The sequence below is a fragment of the Ornithinimicrobium sp. INDO-MA30-4 genome, from assembly GCF_021535045.1.
In the GTDB taxonomy this organism is placed as follows: Bacteria; Actinomycetota; Actinomycetes; order Actinomycetales; family Dermatophilaceae; genus Ornithinicoccus.
On sequence record NZ_CP091056.1, the window covers coordinates 2,419,653 to 2,441,358 of the forward strand.

The 21,706-nt window shown below is 62.3% G+C and carries 36 protein-coding genes and 2 pseudogenes; 11 read left to right on the plus strand and 27 right to left on the minus strand.

Going from position 1 to position 21,706, the window contains the following annotated elements; all coding sequences use genetic code 11:
• Positions 1 to 63: 63 nt before the first annotated feature.
• Genes L0A91_RS14565 through L0A91_RS14575 form a run of 3 tightly spaced genes read right to left on the minus strand, consistent with a single transcriptional unit; the run spans position 64 to position 2,422 of the window.
• On the minus strand, positions 64 to 1,569 hold the full coding sequence (locus L0A91_RS14565) for an ATP-binding cassette domain-containing protein (RefSeq protein WP_235246648.1): 1,506 nt from the start codon (positions 1,567 to 1,569) through the stop codon (positions 64 to 66).
• The gene (locus tag L0A91_RS14570) at positions 1,566 to 1,970 is read right to left on the minus strand and encodes a hypothetical protein (protein WP_235245075.1); all 405 of its coding nucleotides are present in this window, start codon (positions 1,968 to 1,970) and stop codon (positions 1,566 to 1,568) included. The genes L0A91_RS14565 and L0A91_RS14570 overlap by 4 nt, the downstream gene beginning before the upstream one ends.
• 5 nt (positions 1,971 to 1,975) lie before the next feature.
• The gene (locus L0A91_RS14575; protein ID WP_235245076.1) at positions 1,976 to 2,422 is read right to left on the minus strand and encodes a hypothetical protein; all 447 of its coding nucleotides are present in this window, start codon (positions 2,420 to 2,422) and stop codon (positions 1,976 to 1,978) included.
• A 62-nt stretch (positions 2,423 to 2,484) separates the two neighbouring features.
• Here L0A91_RS14575 and L0A91_RS14580 point away from each other — a divergent pair, with 62 nt between their 5' ends.
• The 6 genes and pseudogenes from L0A91_RS14580 to L0A91_RS14605 all read left to right on the plus strand — a co-directional run bounded on the left by L0A91_RS14580 (position 2,485) and on the right by L0A91_RS14605 (position 6,273).
• Positions 2,485 to 2,958 carry a DUF427 domain-containing protein gene (locus L0A91_RS14580; RefSeq protein WP_235245077.1) on the plus strand — a complete coding sequence of 158 codons (474 nt, stop codon included), beginning with the start codon at positions 2,485 to 2,487 and terminating at the stop codon, positions 2,956 to 2,958.
• Positions 2,959 to 3,052: 94 nt separating this feature from the next.
• Positions 3,053 to 3,771, plus strand: a pseudogene (locus L0A91_RS14585) (cryptochrome/photolyase family protein).
• Positions 3,772 to 3,794: 23 nt separating this feature from the next.
• Entirely contained in the window at positions 3,795 to 4,451 is a 657-nt protein-coding gene (locus L0A91_RS14590; RefSeq protein WP_235245078.1) for an FAD-binding domain-containing protein, read from the plus strand.
• Positions 4,452 to 4,458: 7 nt separating this feature from the next.
• Entirely contained in the window at positions 4,459 to 4,974 is a 516-nt protein-coding gene (locus L0A91_RS14595) for a hypothetical protein (RefSeq protein WP_235245079.1), read from the plus strand.
• A gap of 49 nt (positions 4,975 to 5,023) precedes the next feature.
• Positions 5,024 to 5,872, plus strand: a complete 849-nt coding sequence (locus tag L0A91_RS14600) for a threonine/serine exporter family protein (RefSeq protein ID WP_235245080.1) — start codon at positions 5,024 to 5,026, stop codon at positions 5,870 to 5,872.
• The gene (locus L0A91_RS14605; protein ID WP_235245081.1) at positions 5,812 to 6,273 is read left to right on the plus strand and encodes a hypothetical protein; all 462 of its coding nucleotides are present in this window, start codon (positions 5,812 to 5,814) and stop codon (positions 6,271 to 6,273) included. The genes L0A91_RS14600 and L0A91_RS14605 overlap by 61 nt, the downstream gene beginning before the upstream one ends.
• Positions 6,274 to 6,304: 31 nt before the next feature.
• On the opposite strand, the gene L0A91_RS14610 is transcribed toward L0A91_RS14605, so the two are convergent.
• Entirely contained in the window at positions 6,305 to 6,859 is a 555-nt protein-coding gene (locus tag L0A91_RS14610) for a hypothetical protein (protein ID WP_235245082.1), read from the minus strand.
• 47 nt (positions 6,860 to 6,906) lie between these two features.
• Complete coding sequence (locus tag L0A91_RS14615; protein WP_235245083.1) at positions 6,907 to 7,149, minus strand: hypothetical protein; 243 nt, start codon at positions 7,147 to 7,149, stop codon at positions 6,907 to 6,909.
• Positions 7,150 to 7,253: 104 nt separating this feature from the next.
• Here L0A91_RS14615 and L0A91_RS14620 point away from each other — a divergent pair, with 104 nt between their 5' ends.
• On the plus strand, positions 7,254 to 7,757 hold the full coding sequence (locus tag L0A91_RS14620; RefSeq protein WP_235245084.1) for a GNAT family N-acetyltransferase: 504 nt from the start codon (positions 7,254 to 7,256) through the stop codon (positions 7,755 to 7,757).
• Positions 7,758 to 7,761: 4 nt separating this feature from the next.
• On the opposite strand, the gene L0A91_RS14625 is transcribed toward L0A91_RS14620, so the two are convergent.
• Positions 7,762 to 8,169, minus strand: a complete 408-nt coding sequence (locus L0A91_RS14625) for an FtsX-like permease family protein (RefSeq protein ID WP_235245085.1) — start codon at positions 8,167 to 8,169, stop codon at positions 7,762 to 7,764.
• 29 nt (positions 8,170 to 8,198) lie between these two features.
• Here L0A91_RS14625 and L0A91_RS14630 point away from each other — a divergent pair, with 29 nt between their 5' ends.
• Positions 8,199 to 8,396 (plus strand): hypothetical protein, encoded by a 198-nt coding sequence (locus L0A91_RS14630; RefSeq protein WP_235245086.1) that lies wholly within the window; start codon positions 8,199 to 8,201, stop codon positions 8,394 to 8,396.
• Here the strand turns inward: L0A91_RS14630 and L0A91_RS14635 are convergent.
• The 19 genes and pseudogenes from L0A91_RS14635 to L0A91_RS14710 all read right to left on the minus strand — a co-directional run bounded on the left by L0A91_RS14635 (position 8,393) and on the right by L0A91_RS14710 (position 19,438).
• Positions 8,393 to 9,598 (minus strand): hypothetical protein, encoded by a 1,206-nt coding sequence (locus L0A91_RS14635; protein WP_235245087.1) that lies wholly within the window; start codon positions 9,596 to 9,598, stop codon positions 8,393 to 8,395. The two genes, L0A91_RS14630 and L0A91_RS14635, sit on opposite strands and share 4 nt — an antisense overlap.
• Before the next feature lie 151 nt (positions 9,599 to 9,749).
• A complete protein-coding gene (locus L0A91_RS14640) occupies positions 9,750 to 10,421 on the minus strand; it encodes an ABC transporter ATP-binding protein (RefSeq protein WP_235245088.1) in 672 nt (223 codons plus the stop codon).
• 68 nt (positions 10,422 to 10,489) lie between these two features.
• Complete coding sequence (locus tag L0A91_RS14645; protein ID WP_235245089.1) at positions 10,490 to 10,891, minus strand: PadR family transcriptional regulator; 402 nt, start codon at positions 10,889 to 10,891, stop codon at positions 10,490 to 10,492.
• 173 nt (positions 10,892 to 11,064) lie between these two features.
• Positions 11,065 to 11,763 carry a cation:proton antiporter gene (locus L0A91_RS17745; RefSeq protein ID WP_311198170.1) on the minus strand — a complete coding sequence of 233 codons (699 nt, stop codon included), beginning with the start codon at positions 11,761 to 11,763 and terminating at the stop codon, positions 11,065 to 11,067.
• A gap of 89 nt (positions 11,764 to 11,852) precedes the next feature.
• Positions 11,853 to 12,326, minus strand: a pseudogene (locus tag L0A91_RS17750) (cation:proton antiporter); the annotation flags it as partial.
• Between the two features lie 113 nt (positions 12,327 to 12,439).
• Complete coding sequence (locus tag L0A91_RS14655; RefSeq protein WP_235245090.1) at positions 12,440 to 12,772, minus strand: nuclear transport factor 2 family protein; 333 nt, start codon at positions 12,770 to 12,772, stop codon at positions 12,440 to 12,442.
• 4 nt (positions 12,773 to 12,776) lie between these two features.
• Positions 12,777 to 13,274, minus strand: coding sequence for a phosphatase PAP2 family protein (locus L0A91_RS14660; protein ID WP_235245091.1), 498 nt, complete (start codon positions 13,272 to 13,274; stop codon positions 12,777 to 12,779).
• A gap of 129 nt (positions 13,275 to 13,403) precedes the next feature.
• Positions 13,404 to 13,868, minus strand: a complete 465-nt coding sequence (locus L0A91_RS14665; protein ID WP_235245092.1) for a hypothetical protein — start codon at positions 13,866 to 13,868, stop codon at positions 13,404 to 13,406.
• Between the two features lie 231 nt (positions 13,869 to 14,099).
• Complete coding sequence (locus tag L0A91_RS14670; RefSeq protein WP_235245093.1) at positions 14,100 to 14,618, minus strand: GbsR/MarR family transcriptional regulator; 519 nt, start codon at positions 14,616 to 14,618, stop codon at positions 14,100 to 14,102.
• Positions 14,605 to 15,156: an AI-2E family transporter gene (locus L0A91_RS17755; protein WP_311198171.1), complete on the minus strand. Its 552-nt coding sequence runs from the start codon at positions 15,154 to 15,156 to the stop codon at positions 14,605 to 14,607. Before L0A91_RS17755 ends, L0A91_RS14670 begins: the two co-directional genes overlap by 14 nt.
• Positions 15,153 to 15,788 carry an AI-2E family transporter gene (locus tag L0A91_RS17760; protein WP_260115241.1) on the minus strand — a complete coding sequence of 212 codons (636 nt, stop codon included), beginning with the start codon at positions 15,786 to 15,788 and terminating at the stop codon, positions 15,153 to 15,155. The genes L0A91_RS17755 and L0A91_RS17760 overlap by 4 nt, the downstream gene beginning before the upstream one ends.
• 62 nt (positions 15,789 to 15,850) lie before the next feature.
• A complete protein-coding gene (locus L0A91_RS14680) occupies positions 15,851 to 16,030 on the minus strand; it encodes a hypothetical protein (RefSeq protein WP_235245094.1) in 180 nt (59 codons plus the stop codon).
• The gene (locus L0A91_RS14685) at positions 16,009 to 16,437 is read right to left on the minus strand and encodes an ABC transporter permease (protein WP_235245095.1); all 429 of its coding nucleotides are present in this window, start codon (positions 16,435 to 16,437) and stop codon (positions 16,009 to 16,011) included. Before L0A91_RS14685 ends, L0A91_RS14680 begins: the two co-directional genes overlap by 22 nt.
• Before the next feature lie 256 nt (positions 16,438 to 16,693).
• Positions 16,694 to 17,080, minus strand: coding sequence for a hypothetical protein (locus L0A91_RS14690; RefSeq protein WP_235245096.1), 387 nt, complete (start codon positions 17,078 to 17,080; stop codon positions 16,694 to 16,696).
• Positions 17,029 to 17,337, minus strand: a complete 309-nt coding sequence (locus L0A91_RS14695) for an ABC transporter permease subunit (RefSeq protein ID WP_235245097.1) — start codon at positions 17,335 to 17,337, stop codon at positions 17,029 to 17,031. The genes L0A91_RS14690 and L0A91_RS14695 overlap by 52 nt, the downstream gene beginning before the upstream one ends.
• Positions 17,334 to 17,468, minus strand: coding sequence for a hypothetical protein (locus tag L0A91_RS17765; RefSeq protein ID WP_260115242.1), 135 nt, complete (start codon positions 17,466 to 17,468; stop codon positions 17,334 to 17,336). Before L0A91_RS17765 ends, L0A91_RS14695 begins: the two co-directional genes overlap by 4 nt.
• On the minus strand, positions 17,458 to 18,252 hold the full coding sequence (locus tag L0A91_RS14700) for an ABC transporter ATP-binding protein (RefSeq protein ID WP_235245098.1): 795 nt from the start codon (positions 18,250 to 18,252) through the stop codon (positions 17,458 to 17,460). Before L0A91_RS14700 ends, L0A91_RS17765 begins: the two co-directional genes overlap by 11 nt.
• Before the next feature lie 248 nt (positions 18,253 to 18,500).
• On the minus strand, positions 18,501 to 18,992 hold the full coding sequence (locus L0A91_RS14705) for a GNAT family N-acetyltransferase (RefSeq protein WP_235245099.1): 492 nt from the start codon (positions 18,990 to 18,992) through the stop codon (positions 18,501 to 18,503).
• The gene (locus L0A91_RS14710; protein ID WP_235245100.1) at positions 18,989 to 19,438 is read right to left on the minus strand and encodes a DUF2177 family protein; all 450 of its coding nucleotides are present in this window, start codon (positions 19,436 to 19,438) and stop codon (positions 18,989 to 18,991) included. Before L0A91_RS14710 ends, L0A91_RS14705 begins: the two co-directional genes overlap by 4 nt.
• Before the next feature lie 96 nt (positions 19,439 to 19,534).
• Between L0A91_RS14710 and L0A91_RS14715 the strand changes: the two genes are divergently transcribed.
• Genes L0A91_RS14715 through L0A91_RS14725 form a run of 3 tightly spaced genes read left to right on the plus strand, consistent with a single transcriptional unit; the run spans position 19,535 to position 20,504 of the window.
• Complete coding sequence (locus tag L0A91_RS14715; protein ID WP_235245101.1) at positions 19,535 to 19,717, plus strand: hypothetical protein; 183 nt, start codon at positions 19,535 to 19,537, stop codon at positions 19,715 to 19,717.
• Complete coding sequence (locus L0A91_RS14720; protein WP_235245102.1) at positions 19,717 to 19,944, plus strand: hypothetical protein; 228 nt, start codon at positions 19,717 to 19,719, stop codon at positions 19,942 to 19,944. The genes L0A91_RS14715 and L0A91_RS14720 overlap by 1 nt, the downstream gene beginning before the upstream one ends.
• 26 nt (positions 19,945 to 19,970) lie before the next feature.
• Positions 19,971 to 20,504, plus strand: a complete 534-nt coding sequence (locus L0A91_RS14725) for an RDD family protein (protein WP_235245103.1) — start codon at positions 19,971 to 19,973, stop codon at positions 20,502 to 20,504.
• A gap of 105 nt (positions 20,505 to 20,609) precedes the next feature.
• Here L0A91_RS14725 and L0A91_RS14730 read toward each other — a convergent pair whose 3' ends face one another.
• Both L0A91_RS14730 and L0A91_RS14735 read right to left on the minus strand, forming a co-directional pair.
• A complete protein-coding gene (locus L0A91_RS14730) occupies positions 20,610 to 21,302 on the minus strand; it encodes an ABC transporter ATP-binding protein (RefSeq protein WP_235245104.1) in 693 nt (230 codons plus the stop codon).
• A gap of 40 nt (positions 21,303 to 21,342) precedes the next feature.
• Complete coding sequence (locus tag L0A91_RS14735; protein ID WP_235245105.1) at positions 21,343 to 21,702, minus strand: hypothetical protein; 360 nt, start codon at positions 21,700 to 21,702, stop codon at positions 21,343 to 21,345.
• Between the last annotated feature and the right edge of the window lie 4 nt (positions 21,703 to 21,706).

The following is a 21,706-nucleotide window of genomic DNA, read 5'->3' on the forward strand; positions in this document are numbered from 1 at the left end:
AAATCACGATAGAGCGGTGCTGTGGCCTGCGATGAGGCAGGGTGCTTAGAAGCTCGAAGTATCTCAGGAGTACAATTCGGGGCTGTTTGCGCCCGGCTCAGACCGCACGATTTGCCCGCCGCGTTTGCCGGCACCGGGGCCCATCTCGATCTGCCAATCGGCGGTGCTCAAGGCAGCCTCGTCGTGCTCGACCATCACGACGGTATGCCCGGCGTCGGCGAGGCGATGCAGTTGCGCGAGCAGTCGGTGCACGTCCGCAGGGTGCAAGCCAGACGTGGGCTCGTCGAGCAAATAGAGCGTCGGCGCGCGGCGCTCAGTCTGCAACTCAGTGGCGAGTTTGATGCGTTGGGCTTCGCCGCCCGATAGCTCGGTGGCTGGTTGGCCGAGCCGCAGGTAACCCAAGCCGAGGGTTTGCAGGGCAGCGAGTGCTCGGGCGACTGGTTGCTCGTCTTTGAAGACCGGGATCGCGTCATCAACAGTGAGGGAGAGAACGTCAGCGATGGTGCGGTCGTTCCAGCGGACTTCGAGAGTTTCGTCGTTGTAGCGCGACCCCTCGCAGTCAGGGCATGTCGAATACGTGCCAGGCAAGAACAGCAACTCGATCGCCACGCTGCCCTCGCCTTGGCAGGTGGGGCAGCGGCCTGAGGCGACGTTAAAGCTAAATCGTCCAGCGTTGTAGCCTCGCTCCTTGGCGAGCGGCGTCTTGGTGAAGAGCTTGCGGACGTGGTCAAACAACCCGGTGTAGGTGGCCAGGTTGGAGCGCGGGGTGCGGCCGATGGGGCGTTGATTGATCGACACGGTGCGCTGGGTTTGGCCGTTGCCGGTGAAGGTGGCGGCTTCGATGCCCTCGCCAATGCCATTCAGCAGGGTGGACTTGCCCGAGCCGGAAATGCCCGTGATGACGCTGACTAGGCCAAGCGGGATCGTGACCGAAACATCCTGCACGGTATGCGCGGTGATGCCGTTGATCAGTGCCTCGCCAGAGGCCTCGCGAGGCTGGTCGTTGCGGATGTCGCCAGGGTGGACCGGCGCGTTGACATAGCGCGCGGTGATTGAGCCATCGACTGCGTTGAGCCCGCTGGTTGGGCCGGAGTAGAGGACTTCGCCGCCGTTGATGCCAGCGCCAGGGCCAACATCAACCACCCAATCGCAGGCCTGGACGAGGGCCATATCGTGCTCAACGATCAGGACGGTGTTGCCCGCTTCGACCAGCCCGCGCAGCGCCGCTAACAGCGATTCGGTGTCGCGTGGGTGCAGGCCCGCCGAGGGCTCATCGAGCACGTAGACAACGCCAAACAGCCCAGAACGCACCGAGGACGCGACCCGAAGGCGCTGCAACTCACCGCTGGAGATTGAGGTGCTGGAACGGCCAAGGTCGAGGTGGCCAATGCCGAGGTCGACAACAACTTGCAGATGGCTGGCTAGCTCATCGGCCAGCAGGCGCTCGGCCTGGTCGGTAGCGCTGTCCGGCTCTTCACCAGGTGCATCCAGCCGGTCGCGCAGCAGCGGCAGCAACTCATCGACGGGCAGGGCGTTGGCTTCGTCGATCGGCAGCCCCTGCCAGGTCACGGCCAAGGCTGCGGGGTTGAGCCGGCGACCATCGCATACCTGGCAGGAGTGGTTTCCACATGGTCCAGCGCCTTGGCGCGGCCACTGGCGCTCTTGGACTCGGCTAGCGTGCGCATCACATAACGAGCGGCGCTGGCGAATTTGCCCTGGTAGGGGCGGTGTACCCGACCCGCCTCACGCACCGGGTGGACCGTGACGACGGGCTCGGTGTCGCTAAACAGGATGAAGTCGCGATCGGCTTGGGGCAGTTCTCGCCAAGGGATGTGGATGTCGTAGCCCAAGGTGTCGACGACATCTCGATAGTTCTTGCCCTGCCAAGCCCCGGGCCAGGCGCTGATGGCGCCGTCAGCGATGCTGAGGCTGGGGTCGGGGACGAGGGAGGCCTCCGTGGGTCGGTGCACGACACCTAGGCCGGAACACTCGGGACACGCGCCGTCGGCAGTGTTGGGGGAGAAGCTGTCTGAATAGAGGAGGTCAGCCCTGCCGGATAGTCGCCGCAGCGCGAATAGAGCAGACGCAATGAGTTGCTGGTCGCGGTGATGGTGCCGACCGTGGAGCGGGTGCTGCCGCCGGTGCGGCTTTGCTCCAAGGCAACCGTCGGCGGCAAACCCTGCACGTCACGGACTTGTGGATCGAGTGCAGTATGGATTAACCGGCGCGCAAACGGGGCAACGGAGTCAAAGTAGCGCCGCTGGGCTTCCCCGTGGATCGTGCCAAAGGCCAACGACGACTTGCCGGAGCCAGAGATGCCGGTGAAGGCGATGAGCTGATTGCGCGGGAAGGCCACTGAGACATCCCGCAAGTTGTGCAATCGAGCCCCGGTGACCTGGATTTCGCTCTGCGCAGTCGGCATCACCCCAGCCTAAGTGTTGCCCCACTCCGCAGCCTCGGTGGCAGGCGACCTAATCTAAGGGAATGACGCACGAGCCTGAATCTGTCTGGGACTACCCGCGGCCACCCGCTTTGCGCGGCACCAACGAAGCCGTCGAGGTGCACTTCGGTGGCCAGATCATTGCGCGGACGGACAAACCGATTCAAGTGCTGGAGACCAGCCACCCGCCGACCTATTATTTGCCTCGGACAGCCTTTGAGCCAGGGGTGCTGAAGCCAGTGCCGGGTCGGACGACGTGTGAGTTCAAGGGGCAGGCCAGCTATTTTGATGTTGTGGTGGGGGAGGCCAGGGCGAGTCGGGCTGCATGGCGCTACCCGGAGCCGACGTCGGGCTTTGCTGATCTGCTGGGGCACGTCGCGCTGATGCCCGGTCTGATGGATGCGATCTATGTCGACGGTGAATTAGTGCAGGCCCAGGACGGTGACTTCTATGGCGGTTGGATCACCAGCAAAATCAAAGGGCCGTTCAAGGGTGCGCCGGGCACGCTCGGTTGGTGACGTGTGGCTTTGGTGACGCGTGGCTAACGACCTGCGGCTGATCTATCCGCATCAGCTTTTTGTCCAACATCTGGAGGCGTCGAGCGACACCGTCATGGTGCTGGTGGAAGACGACTTGTTCTTCCGGCAATACGCCTTCCACGCGCAAAAGTTGGTGCTGCACCGGGCGTCGATGCGCCGGTTCGCGGCGCGGCTGAGTCAGCCGGCTTCGACGTGCGGAGCATCGAGACAAGCGCGGAGGGAACCAGTGGCTCCCGACTCAGCGCTCTGCTCAGCGAGATCAAGCCAAAGACCATCTCCGTGTATGACGTGGTCGACGATTGGTTGGCGCGTGACACGCTGCAGGCGCTCGCCGATGCGGGGTATGAGCGCGGCGACCTCGAGGTGTTGGAGTCTCCCAACTTTGTGACCACCCGCGATGAGGCGCGCGGTTGGTTTGCTGAGCACCCGGCTCGGATGCAGCACTTCTATTCGTGGCAGCGCCAACGTCTCGACATCTTGGTTGATGGCGATCAGCCAGTCGGGGGCCAGTGGTCCTTTGACGAAGACAACCGCAAGAAGTTGCCACGCGAGCATCGAGTGCCTGATGCTCTTTTCCCAGATGAGCGGGCTGATGAGGTCAGCGAAGCGATCGAGTGGGTGGGTCGGGAGTTCCCTGATGCGCCCGGGGATGCTTCAGGTTTTGCTTGGCCGACCAGCCACGACGAGGCGGAGGCGGGCTTCGAGAACTTCTTGGCTCACCGCTTTGCAGAGTTTGGCCCATTCGAAGACGCCATCAGCAAAGACCACGCCTATCTGTTTCACTCCTGCTGACGCCGGGCCTCAACCTGGGGCTGTTGGAGCCTGGAGCGATCGTGGAGCGCGCGCTTGAGGTTGGCGAGAGTGACGACATACCGCTTGCGAGTGTGGAGGGGTTTGTCCGTCAGATCATTGGCTGGCGGGAGTTTATGCGGGCGACCTATTTGCTGTGGGGTCGGCAGATGCGCACGTCCAACCGGTTGGAGCATGCGCGTTCTGTCGATGAAGGGTGGTGGACTGGCGAGACTGGCCTACCGCCGGTCGATCACGTCATCAAGCGCTTGCTGAGCAGTGGTTATGCACACCACATTGAGCGGTTGATGGTGCTCGGCAACGCCATGTGTCTGCTGCGCATCGACCCCGACGAGGTTTATGAGTGGTTCATGGAGATGTTCATCGACTCCTACGACTGGGTGATGGTGCCCAATGTGTATGCGATGAGCCAGTTTGCTTCCGGGGAAGCCATCACCACCAAACCCTATGTCTCGGGCTCGAACTATCTGAAGAAGATGTCGGATCTGCCGCCGGGGGAGTGGCGAGCCGAATGGGACGGGCTCTATTGGGCATTCGTTTCGGATCATCGTGAGGTTTTTGAGGCCAACTTCCGGTCGCGGATGATGACCAAGATGTGGGATGGGATGGATGAGGCCAAACAGCGCGAACACCTAGATCGAGCGGCGAAGTGGCTGGCATAGTGCATAGATGAGCAACACCTACGGAGCAAAAGTCATCGGCCCCACCCTGGTGCGCATGGAAACCGAGGGCGTGGGGATTGACTTCGAAGACTGGCGTGACTTGCTGCACGACGGCCTCAAGCAAGAGCCAGACGATGCAGCGGCCCTGTTGCGCTATGCCCAGGACGACATCGACGAGTTCCACCGCTACCTCGCAATGGTCGTGCTCGGCGACATCGTCTATGAGCCGGCTATGCCCTTCGCCGTCGAGTTATTGCGCACTGAGGACGATGTAGACCGCGGCTTTGACCTCGTGGCTCTCGTGGCGGGCGTGACCGGGATCATCGACCGCGACGCCTACATCGCGCAGGGCACCAACCCGCAGGTCTATCAGCAGGAGCGGGCCAAAATTGTGCAGTTGTGGGATGCCACCGAGGGCTCGCAGCAGCAACCGCCGCCTGCGGCGCCTCAGCAAACAGCAACGCCTGAACCCGAGCCAGCAAAGCCGTCGTTCTGGGACAAGCTCAAGAACATGCTGGGCTAATCACCCCGGGGCAGCCCCACGTGTGCAAACCGTGTGAAAAAGTGAGGCCATGACGACCGATCGTGCTGCCTCCCCAGACCATGAGGTGCGCTGTCGGGCGCTCGTGGTGCAGTTGGGTGCCGCGATGATCGCGACCGGTCAGCCGGTGAACGAGGTGCAGGCCGACCTGATGCAGGTCACCGAGCATCTGGGCTACCCGCAGGCTCAGGCCGGTGTTGGCCCCACTGGGCTGACGCTTTCGCTCACCCAGGGCGGCGCGGCGACGTTCGGCCTGGCTGCGACAGGTCTGCAATTGGATCAGTCTTTTGACGTTCGCCGGATCAGACATCAGGTTGTCTATGACGAGATCACCTGCGAAGAGGCAAGCGAACAGCTGAGCGCACTTAGTGACCGGCCCGACCGCTACCCGTTGTGGATGACTCGGTTGGCCTGGATCATCCTCGCGATCGGCATCACGATGATCCTGCAGCCTGGCGTGGTCAACTTGGCTGTCGCCGCCGTCGCGGCGGTGCTGGTCCGGATCATGGTCGAGTTGGCAAGCAAGGCCTCCGTGCTGGGGGTTCTTCTGCCCACGGCGGCTGCCTTCGCGGTGGGGGTGCTGGTCTTCACTGCAGCTAACTATGGGTTGATCGATGGAGCCCTGCGCACGGTTTTGCCACCACTTGCTGTGCTGCTGCCAGGCGCTTTACTCGTGACGGGGATGTCGGAGTTGGCGGCTGGGCACATGCAGGCTGGGTCGGCGCGACTGACCTACGGCGCCGTTCAGTTGGCCTTGTTCGCTATCGGGCTGTTGGCAGCCACCACCCTGATGCAGATTCCTCCTCAGAACTCGTCAACATGCGTGTTGATGAGTTGGGTTGGTGGGCTGCCCCAGTCGGGTTGGTGCTCATTGGCGTGAGCATCTGCGTGATGGAAGGTGTCCCGTTGCGCATGCAGGGCTGGGTGCTGCTGGTGATCTCCGGCGCATTTGCGGCTCAGGTGTTGGGCCAGCAAATCGGCACGTATGCCTTGGGCGGGTTTATGGGCGCGGTGGCAGCCAGTCTGGGGGCGACGATCGTTGAGTTGTTCCGACCTCGCATCGCTCGGCTCGTGGTGTTTTTGCCGTCATTCTGGCTGCTGGTTCCGGGCAGTTTGGGCCTTGTTGAGGTCACTGCGCTGGTCTCTGATTCTGGCCAAGGAGCGCAGGCAGCCTTTGGCGTCATCGCTGTGATCAGCGCGATCGCCTTGGGCCTACTCGTCGGATCTGCGTTGGGGCAATCGCTGAGTCGGCGGGTGCGCCCCAACCCCGACGTCGCATAGGGGCAGGGTGCACGTCGGTGCCTCGCTCGGCTCAGGTAGCGAGCGAGCCGAAGTAGTCGTCCCAAGCACGGTGCGGCCGACCGGACGCGGTGGCATAGTCGCTGGGTTGATCGTTGGCTCCGTTGAGGATGCCCTCGTAGATGCCCGCGATGACGGTGCCCATGAAGTCACCCAGGGCGGCGACGCGATCTGCACGGTATTCGTCGACGCTCATCGAGCGGAACACCAGGTCAGTGCCAAACGCCGAGTTGAGGTGGCTGGCCAACGCTGACTGAGTCAGTGGCTCGCCGTGCAGCAACAGCGTATGGCCGTTCAGGGAGCCCTCCGTCAACATGCGCGCATAGGCGAACGCCAACTCCGAGCGAGTTGTGTAGCCGCACTTGGCCTTGCCAGCGCAGTTGGCGATTTCACCGGCTGCCTTGTAGTCGTCAATGGCCTCAATGTCTGGCTCGATGTAGATCCCGTTGCGGCCGATCGCAAAGTCGAGGCCGCATTCGCGGACGTCGGCCTCGGTCTGTCGATTGCTCTGCACGACTGGCGAAAACGCGGTGCCTTCTTCGGCGCCCTGCACGCTGGTGTAGACCACCTGGTGACGCCAGCTGCCTTGGCAGCATCTAGCACATTGCGGTGCTGCTAGATCCGCGCCTCTGGCTGCTCGTTGCCCGAGACCAACAACAGCGTGTCTACCCCAGTCAGGGACTGCGTCAGGATTGCCGGGTCGGCGTAGTCGCCGGGCCGCACATCAATGCCGAGGTCTTCGACGCGTGCCGGCGTCCGGGCCAGCCCAACGATCTGCTCGTCGGAGTCGAGGCTCTGCAGCGCGCGCACGATGGAGGAGCCAAGTTGGCCGGAAACGGCGGTGACCGCGATCGTCATGATTGTCCAAACGGTGGTGGTGGATGGCCGCTGCCATCGCCCCTCATCGTAATAGTCGGAGTGTTGGTCGGTAGCGGCTGAGGAATGTTCGCTAGCGTCCGAGCATGGATGGTGTCCCCGAGTTCAAAGTCTGGGTCCCGGTGCCCGAGGACGCCGAGGGTATGGCGGCGGTCCACGTGCAAGGGTGGCGCGAGGCATACGGGGAGTTGTTGCCGGCGAAGTTCTATGACGACGCGGTCCTGGAAGCCCGTCGGCAACTGTGGTCGCGCATCCTGGCTGGGAGTGACGCAGTTTTGGCCAAGAACCGCGTTGCAATGGATAGCGCTGGCAAGGTTATTGGCATTGCCACCGTGAGTCCGACTCGCGACGAGGAGCCAGCCCGTGCCGAGTGCCTGGCCGTCCTCTACATCACTGCTGATTGGTATGGCCGTGGTGTAGGCGAAGCGTTGCTGACCGCTGTGTTGGGGGACCGACCAGCGCAGTTATGGGTGGCCCGTGACAACCCGCGGGCGCGAGCGTTCTATCGCAAACACGGGTTCGTTGAGGACGGCGCTGAGACAGTAGATGCCGACCTCGACGGTTTCGCCGAAGTGCGGATGGTCCGCTGAGAAGCTAGCCCTTCCGGGGTTGGGTGGCCTGCTTAAGCGGCCGCGTGGCCACCAGGCCACTGACCAACGCGACGGCGATCGACCCCAAAGCGGCGACACCAGCCAGGGCTGCGATGTCGCTGACGGGCGCGCTGGGGTAGCCAGGCCCAGCCCACGCCAGATAGCTATCTGCCACGAACCAGCCAAAGCCGATCGCCAATATTGTGCCGATGAAAAGTGGCAGCCCGACCTCGATGAGGTGAATCTGCCAGAGCGTTCGCTGGGATGCACCAAGTGCTCGTAACCGCTCAATGTCTCGTCGCTGTCCCAAGGCCCGATCGACAACGCCCAATCCCACCGCGCCGAGACCGGCAGCCGCGATGATGACCATCACCGTTTGTAATCCCGCCACATAGTTGTCGGCGCGATCCATCGTGTCGGCGAGGCCGCCACCCCTTCATCTTGACTAGGGCCCAGGGCAGCCACCTCATCGCGGTAGCCGCTGTTGGGGTCGCCGCGCACAATGAAGAGTTGTTGGCCAACCTCACTTGCGCTCTCGGTGCCCGGCGTCCCGGCTGGGACCACGACGTAGTCAAGATACTGGCTTTCACCTGGGGGCAGCGTGATCCTTTGGTTGGCGTCTACGGTGACTGTGCTTAGTGGTTCAGTGGTGGTGACTCGACACGGTAAATGCCCACTTCAGTCACCCCCTGAAAGAGTGCCAAGTCTTCGCTGAGTGTTGTTGAGCGCACACTGAGTGCGGGCACGCCGTCCTGACACCCTTGAAGTTCAGGAAAGAAGGCCCGAAGGGTGGCGCAATCGGCGGCGATGATTCGGAAGCCGCATCCGGAGTTTTCACCACCACACCTGCCGTAGAAGTAAGTCAGCGGCAAGACCTCCTCCACTCCATCAATGGCCAGCAACGCCCGGGTGCCTTCGGCGTCGCTCACGTCATCACGCAGTTGGACATCGATCATCGGCGCCTCGTCATCAACCAAGGCCTGCGCCCGGTCGACCTGAATCGTTTGATAGGCAGTCGCCACACCAACGGAACTTGTCGCGAAAAATAGGGCCAACATCAGGGATCCCAACAGCCGAGTCTGAACCGTCGGATCCATGTGCAAGCGGCCAACGACAAGCTGTCCGCTGGCTCCGCCAACTCTGGTCAGCAACGGTGCAAGCGCGCTGGTTACCAAGGGAAAAACGATAAAGATCCCGAGCCCGGTGATGAGCGCGCCGACGAAAAAGACGATGGTTGAAGTGCCGCCGATTTGCTGCATCGACGCGGTAGTTTCGCCCTGGCCGAGGCTCGCGTTGGGATCAACCCGGGCAGCAATAAGCAGGGCAACCCCGCCGAGCAGCACCGTGACTCGCGCCACCGATCCCCATGGGCCATTTGAGCGCTTGAGTCCAGACGCAGTGGGACGTGACCGAATGGTGGAAGCCAGGATCGCGATCAGCGGAAAGACGACCGTCAGGGCCGCAATAGTGATGCCCGAGAACATTGTGAAGAGCACAATTTCGCCAACTGACGGGCCCGCGTCAAACCGCAGCACCCTCAACTCGCTGGACATGGTGGCACCAATCCCAAGGAGCCAAGCGAGAACGGCAGGGACTCCCGTCTCGCCAAAGACCAGCCATCGTTTCTCGGAAGGGCTCATCCCCAGCTTTTCCAAACGTTGCTGGCGCGCTTGGCGCTCTGGCCAGGAGAGTTGGCCAATGGTCAGCAGCAAGGCGGCAATGGGCAGGCCCAGCCCCAAGATCGCCAGCATGCGCAGTTGGGCTTCGGGAATGGCATTGATCCCTGGGATGGCAACATTCGGGATGCTGCCGTAAACGACATCTGTCGGGATGTCGAACACTGATGAAATCCACTCATTCCGCGCCCAGAGGGCCCCGATCATCCAGGTTCCGAGGAAACAGACCGCGAATAATGTCAGCGCTCTGAACCGCCCCTGCCCGGTAGCGCGCAGCGCAACTGCACCCCCAACTTCACCGAACGAAGAGCGTTCATCACCAGCCCCCTGCGCCGGTGATGAACGACCCGTCGCTCATGGTGAGGTGCTTGTCGAGGTAGGCAGCGACACGATGGTCATGGGTGATGACAATCAGGCTGGCTCCCGATTCGGCGGCCGCGCCGGTCAGCCCCAGCATCACTGTTTCGCCTGCGGCGGTGTCGAGGGCGCCAGTGGGTTCGTCCGCCATGATCAGCGGGGGCTTGGTCGCGAGCGCTCGAGCGACGGCGGCGCGTTGGGCCTGACCCCCTGAGACGTGTTGAGGTCGTTGGGTGGCCACTGCAGCAATGTCGAACCGTTCCAGCAGTTCGTCAGCCCTCTGGCGTGCATTCTTATTGCGGGTGCCCAGCAGTTGCAGGGGCAGCATGACGTTTTCTCGGATCGTTAACTCGGGTAGCAACTCGCCGTATTGAAAAACCATCCCGACGTTGCGGAGGCGCAACTTGCGCCGGGTCGCCTCACTGGCGGTATGCAGGTCCTGGCCTAGCACAGTTAGCCGGCCGGCAGAAGGCTGCAGGAGGCCAGCGAGGCAGCCCATCAGCGAGGTCTTGCCCGAGCCAGAAGCGCCCATGATGGCCACCGATTCGCCGGGGTCCACGCAGAGACTTGCTCCCCGCAGCGCATGGGTTGATCCATAGCTCAGGTGGAGACCGGTGGCTTTGACGGCCATGGTCCGCGCTTTGGAAGGGTCGCTCGGCGCAGTCTGAAGGCAGGCGTCTTGCGGCCATGTTTGGGCGCTCACTTATCGGCCTTGAGCGCGTTCCCAGCCGCGTCTAGGCGTTGGCCGGACTCCTCAATCCACCGCAGGTCGGCATCCAAGTGCGCAATCTCGTATGTCAGCGCCAAGGTTGTCGCGGCATCTGCCTCGCCCCTGGCTCGGGTGAGCACCCGCATACGCTCCAAGTGGTTGGCTCGTTGGCGCACCAACACTTCGGTGGCGTCACGCCCCGACAGCAGGGCGACGGACACCCGGGCGAAGAGCGTGGACACTGAGAACGTCCCAGGCGACTGTGGCTCCATGACCCAGTCGTCGATGATGGCCACGCCCGATTCGGTGATCCGATAGCGCTTGCGCTCAGGGCCTTGGCCCGACTCGACATCGACGACTTCGGCCCAGCCTTGGCGCTCAAACCGAGCCAAGGACGAATAGACCTGCCCGTAGGCCAGCGGCTTTCCTGGCCGAAGCGAACGTCGTAGTCGCGCTTGAGCGTGTAGCCGTAGGCGGGTTCTTGCTCAAGGAGGCCAAGAAGCGTGTGTGCGGTGCTCATAAGGAGCACTGTACACACTAGGTATACGCATTGTGAATAGTCTGGTTATTGCATCATTCCGCGACGCGTCGGCAACTCGGGGACTTCCTCCATTTCGGCCATGTCAGCCGGGCCGCTCTCGAGTTTGCGGCCGAGGCGGCCGGCCCAAGGGCTGGCCGTCATGCCGTGGGCAAAGATGCTGAACAGCACGGTCCAAACGGCGATATCCATGATCAGTTCACCCGTCGAGTTATGCAGGTCCTCGAAGGCCACGAGAGCAAACAGGATTGAGGCCAACCCACGAGGGCCAAACCAGCCAAAGAAGACTCGAGTTTCATACCGGGTGCCGGAGCCGATCATCGAGATGACCACGGGAACGATGCGCACCAGGGTGAGCGAGAGCACGCCATACAAGGCGATTTCCCAGGTCAAGTTACCGAGGCGGGGGCCAGCGAGAACGGCACCAAAGATGAGGAAAGTGATCGCGGTGAGGAGTTCGGCCTCGTCCTCGGTGAAGTCCTGGACGTCCTTGCACTCGTTGGCGGCGACCCGGGCGAAGGCTAGGCCAGCAACGAACGCGGCGATGAAGCCATTGCCACCCAGGACCTCAGCGCCAGCAAAGGCGGCCGCCGCCATCGCGATCGTGGCCAGTTGGCGATAGACGCCTTCAACCTGATGGGCCGAAGCGCGACGGTGCAGCAACCAGCCGCCGCCCGCGCCCGCGATGATGCCAGCGGTGAGGCCAAAGCCCAGTTGAGCGGCGATGAACGCGCCCCCTCGCCTGCTCCCGAAACGACCTCTTCTTCAACCGCGGCCAAGGCGAGGAAGACGGTGACAACGGGGACCATGATGCCGTCGTTGAGTCCGCTTTCGACGTTAAGGCTCTGACGGATGCGCACGGGAAGGCGGCGATCGCCAACCACGGCTTGGCCGAGGGCTGCGTCGGTGGGCGCGAGGACGGCCGCGACTAGCGCAGCCTCAATCACGGAGAGTTGGTCGAACAAGACCATGGCGGTGAGAGTGCCGAGAATGATGGTCAAAGGCAGGCCGATCACGAGCAATCGCACCGGCAGTGCAGAGTGCTTACGCAAAGCGCGCAGGTCCATCCGGGAGGCATCGATGAAGAGGACCAGCACCAAGGTGGCCTCGACCAAGATGGTGGCGGCTTCGCCCTCGAGCGAGAGGTCAAACCAGCCGAACCCCGCCGCCCCGACCAGCAGCCCGATTGCGGTGAAGACCATCGGGGCCGTGACGGGGGACATTGCTGACTTCTCCGACAGCATCGCGAAGGCATAGACAGCAATCGCGATAATTAACAGTTCAACCATGAGCCAAGGGTCTCACGCTGCTCATGCGCCTTTTCACTCGCGAAGTGACCAAAAATAGTGATCGCCTGGCAGATGAAAAGGCACATGGGGGTATGCGGTGGTGGCGGGGAGCGTTAGCCCTCGCGAATGGTCATGCGGACGATCTTGTCGCCCTCGGTGGTGAAGGTGAAAGCGCTGCGGCCATTGGCGTGGGTGCTGCGCCAGTCGCCAACAACGTGGATGGCCTCGCCCTCGGTGCTGACTTCTTCAACGGTCAAGGTGCCGTTGGCGCCAATGAATTCGCCGTCGCTCCAGCCTTTGATGGCTTCGCGACCGGCGAAGATGCGGCCCCAGTCATCAACGGAGCCCTCTGCGGTGAAGGAATCGAGAAAGGCGGCTTCGTCGTGCCGATTGACGGCTGCAATGAAGTCGTCGATGGGTGCGGGAACAGTGGTGTTTTCGGTCATGCCGTCAAACTAGGCCCCTGTGCTGGGTAGGCCGCAGCAGGAAAGGCGGGATCACAGCGAGGATGAGGGCCGCCAGCGCCCACCCGGCGAGCACATCGCTGAGCCAGTGGTAGCCGAGATAGATGCGGCTGAGGCCGATCGCCAGTGCGACCACCGCGCAGATGGCCGGGGCTGAAATGGCTAGAGCGCGGTTGCCAGCCTCTCGAGCGAACACCACGATGACTCCGGCCAAGAGCCCAAAGAATGTTGCACCGTTGAGAGTGTGGCCAGAGGGGAACGAAAACCCGGTGTTCATGGCGCCGATCAAAGTGTCCGCGGAGGGCCGAGCGCGGCCCACTGCATTTTTGAGGACGACGGTCAGCGTGAGCGAGGTCAACATGCAGATGGTGACGAGAGTCGCCATCTGCCATCGGCGCTGATAGCTGAGCCAACCGACGAGTGCCAGACTCAGCGGGACAAGCGCCAGCGTGCTCCCCAAGAACGTCGTGGCTTCGGCAAGCACTGTGAGCGCTGGGCTCCGCAGCTACCCACCATCGCTTCCCGATGGTGGGAGCGTTGCTGGCAGGTGAGCCGCGCATACCGCATTAAACCGCGATCGGATGAGCCCCCTGCGCTCAGCCGACCACGGTCGCTACGGGATATAGAGCTCGGCAGTTGGGAAGTCGAGCCTCTCGACGATGATGGCTGGCTCGTCCCCTTCGCGATCCCAGCAGTTGTTCACGTCGGTCACGTTCAGATCATCCGGGATCACGGTCTCACCGAAAAGGAGCTGACGAGTATCGATCCGCATGAGGTCCTTGTCGTCGCTGGGGAGTCGGATGGCCCGCTCGTTGCCACGCTCGACAAAGGTTGTCCCCTTGGGAAATAGCGCTGCATAAGTAATGCTGTCCCCGACCAGAACCGCGCAGTCACCGTCGAACTCCAGCACGACATCCATAGGTGGGTCCTCAAGCGCTGGTGCCCCGTACTTTGAGTAGGTAGTCAGCTCCACTGAGGTTTGGGTCTCCCAGCCATCTCCGCCATAGGCCGCACTCACCGCGGTAAACGCAGCAATCGCCGCGATGGCACCAAATGCAACTCCCGCTTTGCGATTCATCAAACGCACCTTCCTCATCGAAGATAAGACTCTCTTGAGCCCTCCGGATCGGATGAGCCCCTGCGGTCACCCGATCCGTGCGCCTATGACGTGAGGCTGCGGGTGCCGGTTCCACTGTGTGACAGCCTGGTCAGTTGACGAGGGGCGAGTCGCAGAAAGTCCCGGTGATCGCACGAAATTACGTGCGGCCACCGGGAAAGACTGCGATCGGGTGAGCTCTGCCCCTGGCCGCTACGGGTTGTCGCCCTCGTGGAGCTTCGCTGCCTGTTGGGCGTGAAATCGTTGCATCATCTGTGGCATCTCGACCCGCATGAAACCAAACAGATCTTGCATTTGGGAGAGGCGTTGGCAGGCCGAGTCAGACTGGCCTACCAGGTTGAGCCCCTCGGTCGCTAGGTCGTGGACCTGGCCCAGGCTCTGCGTCTGATCAGCAAAGGCGGCCTCAAAGGCGTGGTCCTTGAGCCGGTAGTAGGTCTTGCGGTCCTTGGGCAGACCGATCCGCTCGATAAACCCATACCGTATGAGGGCGCGCGCCTGGGTGCTGATGCCGCCGGTGCTCGCCTGCAGAGCAACGACTAGATCCTCGGCCGACTGCTCTCGTGGCGAGCAAATCAAGAGCCACCCGAGCATCCGGCCAGAGAGTCGGGTTAGGCCAGTGCTCTCGAGGACGACACCAGCCTTTTCGACGAAGTCGACCATCTCAGCGGGAATGGGCGTCGTTGGGTCAGAAGACTGCTCAGTGTTTGGCATGGGGCAACTCCTCGTCGATGGGCGGGTTCGGGCCCCTGCTGGTTTGGGCACTCACTTCGCGGGCGTATCGCGCTGAAACTGCGATGACGCTGAGGGCCGGCACCGCCAGCAGGGCGCCAACGATGCCAAAAAGCGTGCCGCCGACGGTCACGGCCCCCAGGACAGCTGCCGGATGCAGCGAGAGCGCATGACCGAGCAGCAGCGGCTGCGTCACGTTCATCTCGAGTTGTTGCACAAGCAGAATCAAGATGAAGACGGCAATGGCGACGCCTGGGCCTTGTGCGATGAGGGCAATCAACACCGCCAGGAAGCCAGTTGCAAATGCCCCGACAATCGGCACGAATGCGGCAAAGAAGATCAACACGGCCAGTGTTAAAGCAAACGGAACGTTGAGCAGCCACAAGCCGACACCGATCAGCACCGCATCAAAGAGGCCGACGGTGGCTTGGGCGCGGATAAACGAGCTCAGCGCGCGCCAGACCCTGGAGGCGAGCTCAGTCGCGTGTGGCCCAGCCAGTGAGCCAGTCCAAGATGTCAGCCAGGGGTGAAGCGCTCGGCGTCTTTGACGATGAAGAACGTCAGCACCAAGGTGAGCACACTGGTGACGGCGAAGGTTCCGAGCCCGGCCACGCCGCTGATCAGCGTGTCCATGATTTGAGAGCTGTTTTGCTCAAGGCGTGCGCTTGTAGTGGCCCAGATGTCGCCGAGCGCGTTCGGCCCCAAACTAAACGGCGCACCTGCGAGCACTGACTCGATCTGTGAAACATAGTCGGGCGACTCATCAAGCATCGCTGATCCTTGCCGCCGAACGTTTGGTGCGAGCAGGGCCACGATGGCCATCAAGACAGCGACGAAACCCACCATCGTTAGCGAGGCTGCCACGGCATTGGGCATCTGCCGTGCCATTGCTTGGCTGATGGGGCGCAACATTGTGGACAGCAAAACGGCGAGCAGCGTTGGCAGCACGATCGACCACAGGCTCCCGACTGCCCAGAGCAGCGCAATCAGGCCAACAAGGAGGATGAGGAGTCGGAGTGTCCAGCGGGCGGCCACGCTAATGGCTAGACCAGTGTTGGCCGCTGGCGTGCTCAAAGGCGTCAGGGTGTTGCCCCGCTCTTGAGCAGCGTCGGTGCGGATCGCCCTGCTGCGTAGGGCGCGGGGTTGGGTCACAGTGCTACTCCTTTCATGCATGAGGTCGGGCTGGGACACGTCGAATCTACTGAGTTATGAGGTCAGCCCCGAAGGTCGCGGCGCGTGAAGATAGGCAGGGTGGCCAGCACGAGAAGAACGCCACCGCCGATCAGGATCAGCACGTGTGCCCACTCGATGCCGTTCGCCAGCGGGATGGCGTTGTTGAAGTAGTACCACGGGCTGGCCTTAGCGCCATCTGCTAACGATTCCGACAGTGGCAAGAAGCTTGCTGCGGCGAAGGACAGTCCGGCAAGTCCCCCGGCGGCACCAACAGTGAGGCGCCGCTTGCCGGTGGTGGCGCCAATAGGGTGGCTACTCCGCCAAAGAAGATGCCAACCGCTGTGATGTGCACGCTGGCGCCAATCATCCCCGATTGGCTCAGGCCCATATCGCCGACGACGCTGCCGATCAGCAGACCCACATAGCTGGCGACGCCGATGATGACGACGAGGATGACCATTGCGGTCGCCTTGGCCAGGATGAAGGTCGTGCGGTTGATCGGGGTGGAAAGCAGCACGCCGAGCGTCTTGGTCTCCTCCTCGCCGGCGATGCCCTGGTGGCGGCGATCACGGCCACGGCGATGGTTCCCATCGGAGCCACGAGGGCCACCATCTCGGCGTTGGCCCAACCCACGGGCGTGCCGAGGCTGACGCCACCAAGCATGGCGGTGAACACTGCGGGAAGTTCGGCTTCGAGCTCAGCGAAGGTGTCTTTTAACGACGGCCAGAGAGCCCCAACAAGGAGGCCCATGCCGAGAAACAGGACGCTAATGATCAACGTCAGGGGCAGTCGTTCCCTCACTGATCGGCTGACGATGGCTTGATAGGGGTGGGCCGAGATCATTGGCCGAGTCGAGTGAGCAGGTGCCGTTGAGGTCGACATCTTCATCCTTTGAGATCGCGAGTGGCGAAGGTGCGATAGGCCACCAGCAGGGCAATGACGGTGAGCGTGCCGAGCACTGCGAGGTGGACGAAGTTGATGCCCTCGACGAGTGGGTTGCCACCGGAGTAGTAGTACCAGGGGCTGATTTGTGCCCAGCTGTCCAGGTTTGCGAGCGGAAGCATCGACTTCACCAGGTAGGAGAGCACAGCGAAACCACCGGCGACGCCCAAGGCGAGGTCAGTTCGCCCGGTGGCAGCGCCGACGGCGAGCGCTACTGCGCCAAAGAACACGGCGAGCGCCAGCAGATGCACGCAGGCGGCCGTGGTGTCGGAAACACCTAACTCGATGTCAACGATCGAAACGGTGACTGCAATCGCGGCCCAAAACACGGCGACGGCAAAACCAGAGTGGCCAACACCGAGAGCGCCTTGGAGGTCAAGACGTGTCTGCGACTGAGTGGCTGAGCGATCAGCATCCCCATCGTCCCGCGCTGCTCTTCGCCAGCGATGGCGGCAGCGCCGCCCGTCACAGCAAAGGCAACCATGGCCAGCGGTGCCATCAATTCAAAAAGTTCATTGACGACATACCCACCTGGGGCGTCTGTCCCGATGAAGGCGTTCAACGCTTCGGGAAACGCGTCCGTCATCGCGTCCAGGAGTCGCCGAGACCGGCTGCAATCGACAGTGCGAATGTCGCCAAGCTGGCCAAAACGGCGCTGATGATCAGGGTTGGCCACAGGCGATCCCTGATGTCATTGGTGAGCACTTCACCGGACATGAGCGGCATCTCCCTCGTCCACTGCCGCTCCGTCGGCTGACTCATCGTCGCGATAGAAGGCGAGGAAGATCTCTTCCAGGTCGGCCTCGCGACTGTGCAGATTAGCGACTTCGCGAGTCATGGCCGCTTTGAGCAGATCGTTGATCCCGCCGTCGAAGGAAACTCGAGCGTGGACCCCGTCGATTTCGACTGAACGGATGCCCGGCACGTTGTCGAACATGCCTTCGGGTGCTGGCTCAACAAACTCGAAATCGAGTCGGCGGATGGCCTTGCGTTTGAGTTCATCGACGCGCGAAACCTCGATCAGCCGGCCATGTCGGATGATGCCAACACGGTCAGCGACGCGCTCCACCTCAGACAACGTGTGCGATGACAAGAAGACGGTGCCACCTGCGTCGCGTGCCTCAGAGAGCAGGGAATGGAACTCCTGCTGGATCAAGGGGTCAAGGCCAGCGTTGGGCTCGTCGAGGATGAGCAGGGGAGGCCGGTGCATAAAGGCTTGAATCAGGCCAATCTTTTGCCGGTTGCCGGTGGAGTATTCGCCCACTTTGCGAGACAGGTCTGCCTTGAGCCGCTCCGCCAGCTCGTCGACATAGGACTTTTCGACGCCGCCGCGCAGGCGTGCGAAGTAGTCAAGCGTCTGCTTGCCGGTCAATTTGGGGTAGAGCGCAAGGTCACCGGGGATGTAGCCAACCATGCGCCGAATCTCGAGGGAGTCTTCGCGGATGTCGCGGCCAAAGATAGAGGCCGAGCCGTCGGAGGCCCGGATTTGGTCGAGCAGCATGCGGATGGTGGTCGACTTGCCAGCCCCGTTTGGGCCAAGGAAGCCAAAATCTCGCCGGTGTTGACCTTGAGATCAAGGTCGTTGACAGCGAACATGGAGCCGTAGCGCTTGGTTAGCCCCTTGGTCTCGATTGCTGTGTCATCCATTGCTCGCGCCCTTCGCCTTCGCACGTAATTTCATTAAGTTCACAATATAGTGAAACTATATCTAAAACAAGACGCTCATCAAGGTGGTTTGTGGCCATGTCGCTAGGCGTTGAGCAACTTCCAGAAGACAACCTTGCTGTCCTCAGGGCCGTAATAGTCGCGGATCGTTGCCTCTTGAACGTACCCGCGGCGGGCGTAGAAGGCACGGGTGCCCACAAAGGCATCCGTGCTTGAGGTCTCGATCAGGAGCACCCTGGCCTCACGTGAGCCGAGGGCGATGAGGCGAGTCTCAACCTCATTGACCAGGAGGCGGCCCAACCCCTGACCTTGATGCCTCGGGTCGACAGCGAGGAAGTAGAGATTCCAACACCGGTCAGAAAACGGCTCCGGCGCAAAGTATGCGGCTGCAACCACCGCATCATCCGTCTCAGCCACGACTACGCTGCCGGACTCGTTGCCGTCCACGACCTGTGCCAACTGCTGCTCGACCTCATGCGATTCCTGATCGGAAAAGAGGCCGGTCTCGACGGCTAACTCCCGCGCTCGCGGCAGATCCTCAGCCCGGGCATCGCGCACAGAGGTCGAGGGAATCATCGAACTTTGCTCGATGGCTGAGAGGCTTTGGCGCCCTGCATCGCGGCAGGAGCCATCCGCTTGATGACGACCCGCGCAACCAAGACAGTCGCGGTCGAAACGACACCACCCCATACCAAATCAGGCAGTGCAACCATTGCGTTGAAGGGTTCGAGAACGGCCCAGCCAGTCAAGGTGTAGGTGCCGTAGGAGACGAAACCGAAGAAGGCAGCGTCACGCACGGCAACGAGAGTGCTCGACTGCAAGGTGCGCATCGTGACGAAGTGGGTGAGGCCCAACAGGTAGATGACATAGAAGGCCATCGCCGGGACGATAAAGAAGTTCTCGCGGACAGCATTGCCCATCTCCGCCCGATAGGTCGGCCCGGCAAAAAGCGTGATCCACAAGGCATCGAGCACCCCGAGGACGACGGCGGAAGTGATGGTGGCGATAGTCCAAGTGCGCATAGCGAGGATCTTATCGAGGCTGTTCAGTGCGCATACGACGAGGGTCGATCTGGGTTGGGGCCCACCTGAGCGAGCCGATCAGTGCCACTATGAGGGATGGACACCAATGGTGATGAGAAGCCCAGTCTTGTCTGGCCGACGCTCAACTATGACGACGCCCCGGCGGCGATCGAATTGCTGCAGGCGATCGGGTTCACGGCTTCAATCGTCGTGCGAAGCGAGCACGATGAGTCGGTGATTGAGCACGCGCAACTGCACTGGCCGAAGGTGGAGCCGTGATGGTGAGTTCGGCAGGCAGAGCAGGCAACCTGTTTGCGCAGCGGCCGACCGGGGTTGGCTCCGTCTATGTGGTGACTGCCGAACCTGACGCGGCGTTCGAGCGGGCCATCGCGGCAGGAGCCGCATCATTCAGCGCCATGGAAGACCAGGGGTATGGCGGGCGGGGCGGCACCGTGATCGATGCAGAGGGCAACTTGTGGAGTTTTGGCGACTATCGGGGCGAATAGCCACACTTGCGGCGTAGTGTTTCGCTATGGGGAATCACCAATCATTTTGGCTGCGCAGGCTCGTGGCGACCGGCATCGACAACTCGCTCATCTTTTTGCCGCTAGGGGCTAGCGCGGCGGTCAACCTCGTTCGTCATCGCGCCGATGGCCGTGCACTGGAAGCGCCTGGGTCAGTCGCTCGAATCGTCGTGCCGCTGGCACTGACCATCCCGTTTGCGCTGGGGCTGGGGTTTGCCGAGAGCTGCGGTGGGACGCCCGGCAAACGCATGATGGGGCTGGAAGTTGTTGGTGAAGATGGCAGCCCGGTCAGTGTGCGCCAGCACCTGGTCCGCGCCTGCCTGAAGACGGCTCTGCCGTGGGAGTTGGGCCACCAGTCGGTGTGGGAGTTCACGGCTGGGCGCTCAGGTCGCGGCGCTTTGTTGTCCGGTGCAGCCCATGTGATCGTCATTGCCCAGGCGATCGCCGCTGCTTCAGGAGCCGGAAGGACCCCGGCTGATCGAATCGCCGGGACCGTCGTTCGGCACCGTCAATCAACCCGCAGCGGGGCCCATGTCTCCTAGTGGAGGAATAGGAGCGATACGGGCCAGATTTCGCTCCTTTCCTCCACTAGGAAGCTCTAGGGCTCCATAAGAAAGACCGGCACCAGCAGGGCCCCAACTCTGAGGCTAGTCATGGTCACTCGCACCGGGCAGCAACTGATGTTGGGCCAACTCGCGATAGAGATCGCTGCTGGTCAACAGCTCGGTGTGGGTGCCGGTAGCAGCCACCCGACCAGCGTCCAAGACGATGATCTGCTCAGAGTTGGCCACCGTCGCTAAACGGTGCGCGACGATCAACACGGTCCGGCCAACCGCAGCGGAGCGGATGGCGTCGTGCATGGCTCGTTCGTTGCGCCCATCGAGGCTGGCCGTGGGCTCATCGAGCAACAACAGGGGAGCATCGCCGATGAGCGCTCGGGCGATCGCCATCCGTTGGCGTTCTCCGCCGGAGAGGCCAACGCCATCATCGCCAACGACAGCGTCCAGCCCATCCGGGTGTTGCTCAATGCGAGCCAGCAGGTTGACCGAGGCAAGCACCTCGCGGCAGCGGTCTGCGTCGACATCGGGTGCGCCCAGCAGCAAGTTGTCCCTGATCGTGCCGGCCAACACGGGAGCGTCCTGCTCGACATACCCGATCTTGGCGCGCAGGTCCGAGCGCAGGATGGAGCGGATTTGGGACCCTTCAACGCTGATGCTCCCCACGCTGGGCTCATAGAAGCGTTCGACGAGGGCCAGCAGGGTCGATTTGCCGGCACCCGATAGCCCGACGATCGCGGTAGTCGCGCCGGTGGGCACGGTGAAAGTGACGTCGTGCAGCACTGGCTCTTGCTCGAATAGCCAAACGAGACCTCGTCGAAGGTCACCATGGCCTGGTCAGAGGCATTGCCCTGCTCGAGTGACGAAATGCTGCCGCCGGTATGCGAGGCGTCGTCTTCGCTGGGCAGGTCCAAGATTTCTTGGATCCGGGCCAGGGCGCCCAATGCGCTGCGCACCGTAATGACGGCGCTAAAAGCACTGCCAAGGGCATCAGCATCATGAACAGAAACAGGATGAAGGTGATCAGGTCTGCGACCGACAACGTCCCGGCCGCTACTCGATAACCGCCGACACCAAGGACTGCCAGGAAAGCGCCTTGGATCGCCAAGCCGCTGACCGGCCAAAGAATGGCGCCGATCCGGGCGATCTGGACCCCGAGGCCAAGCCGACTCCACATCGGCATCGAG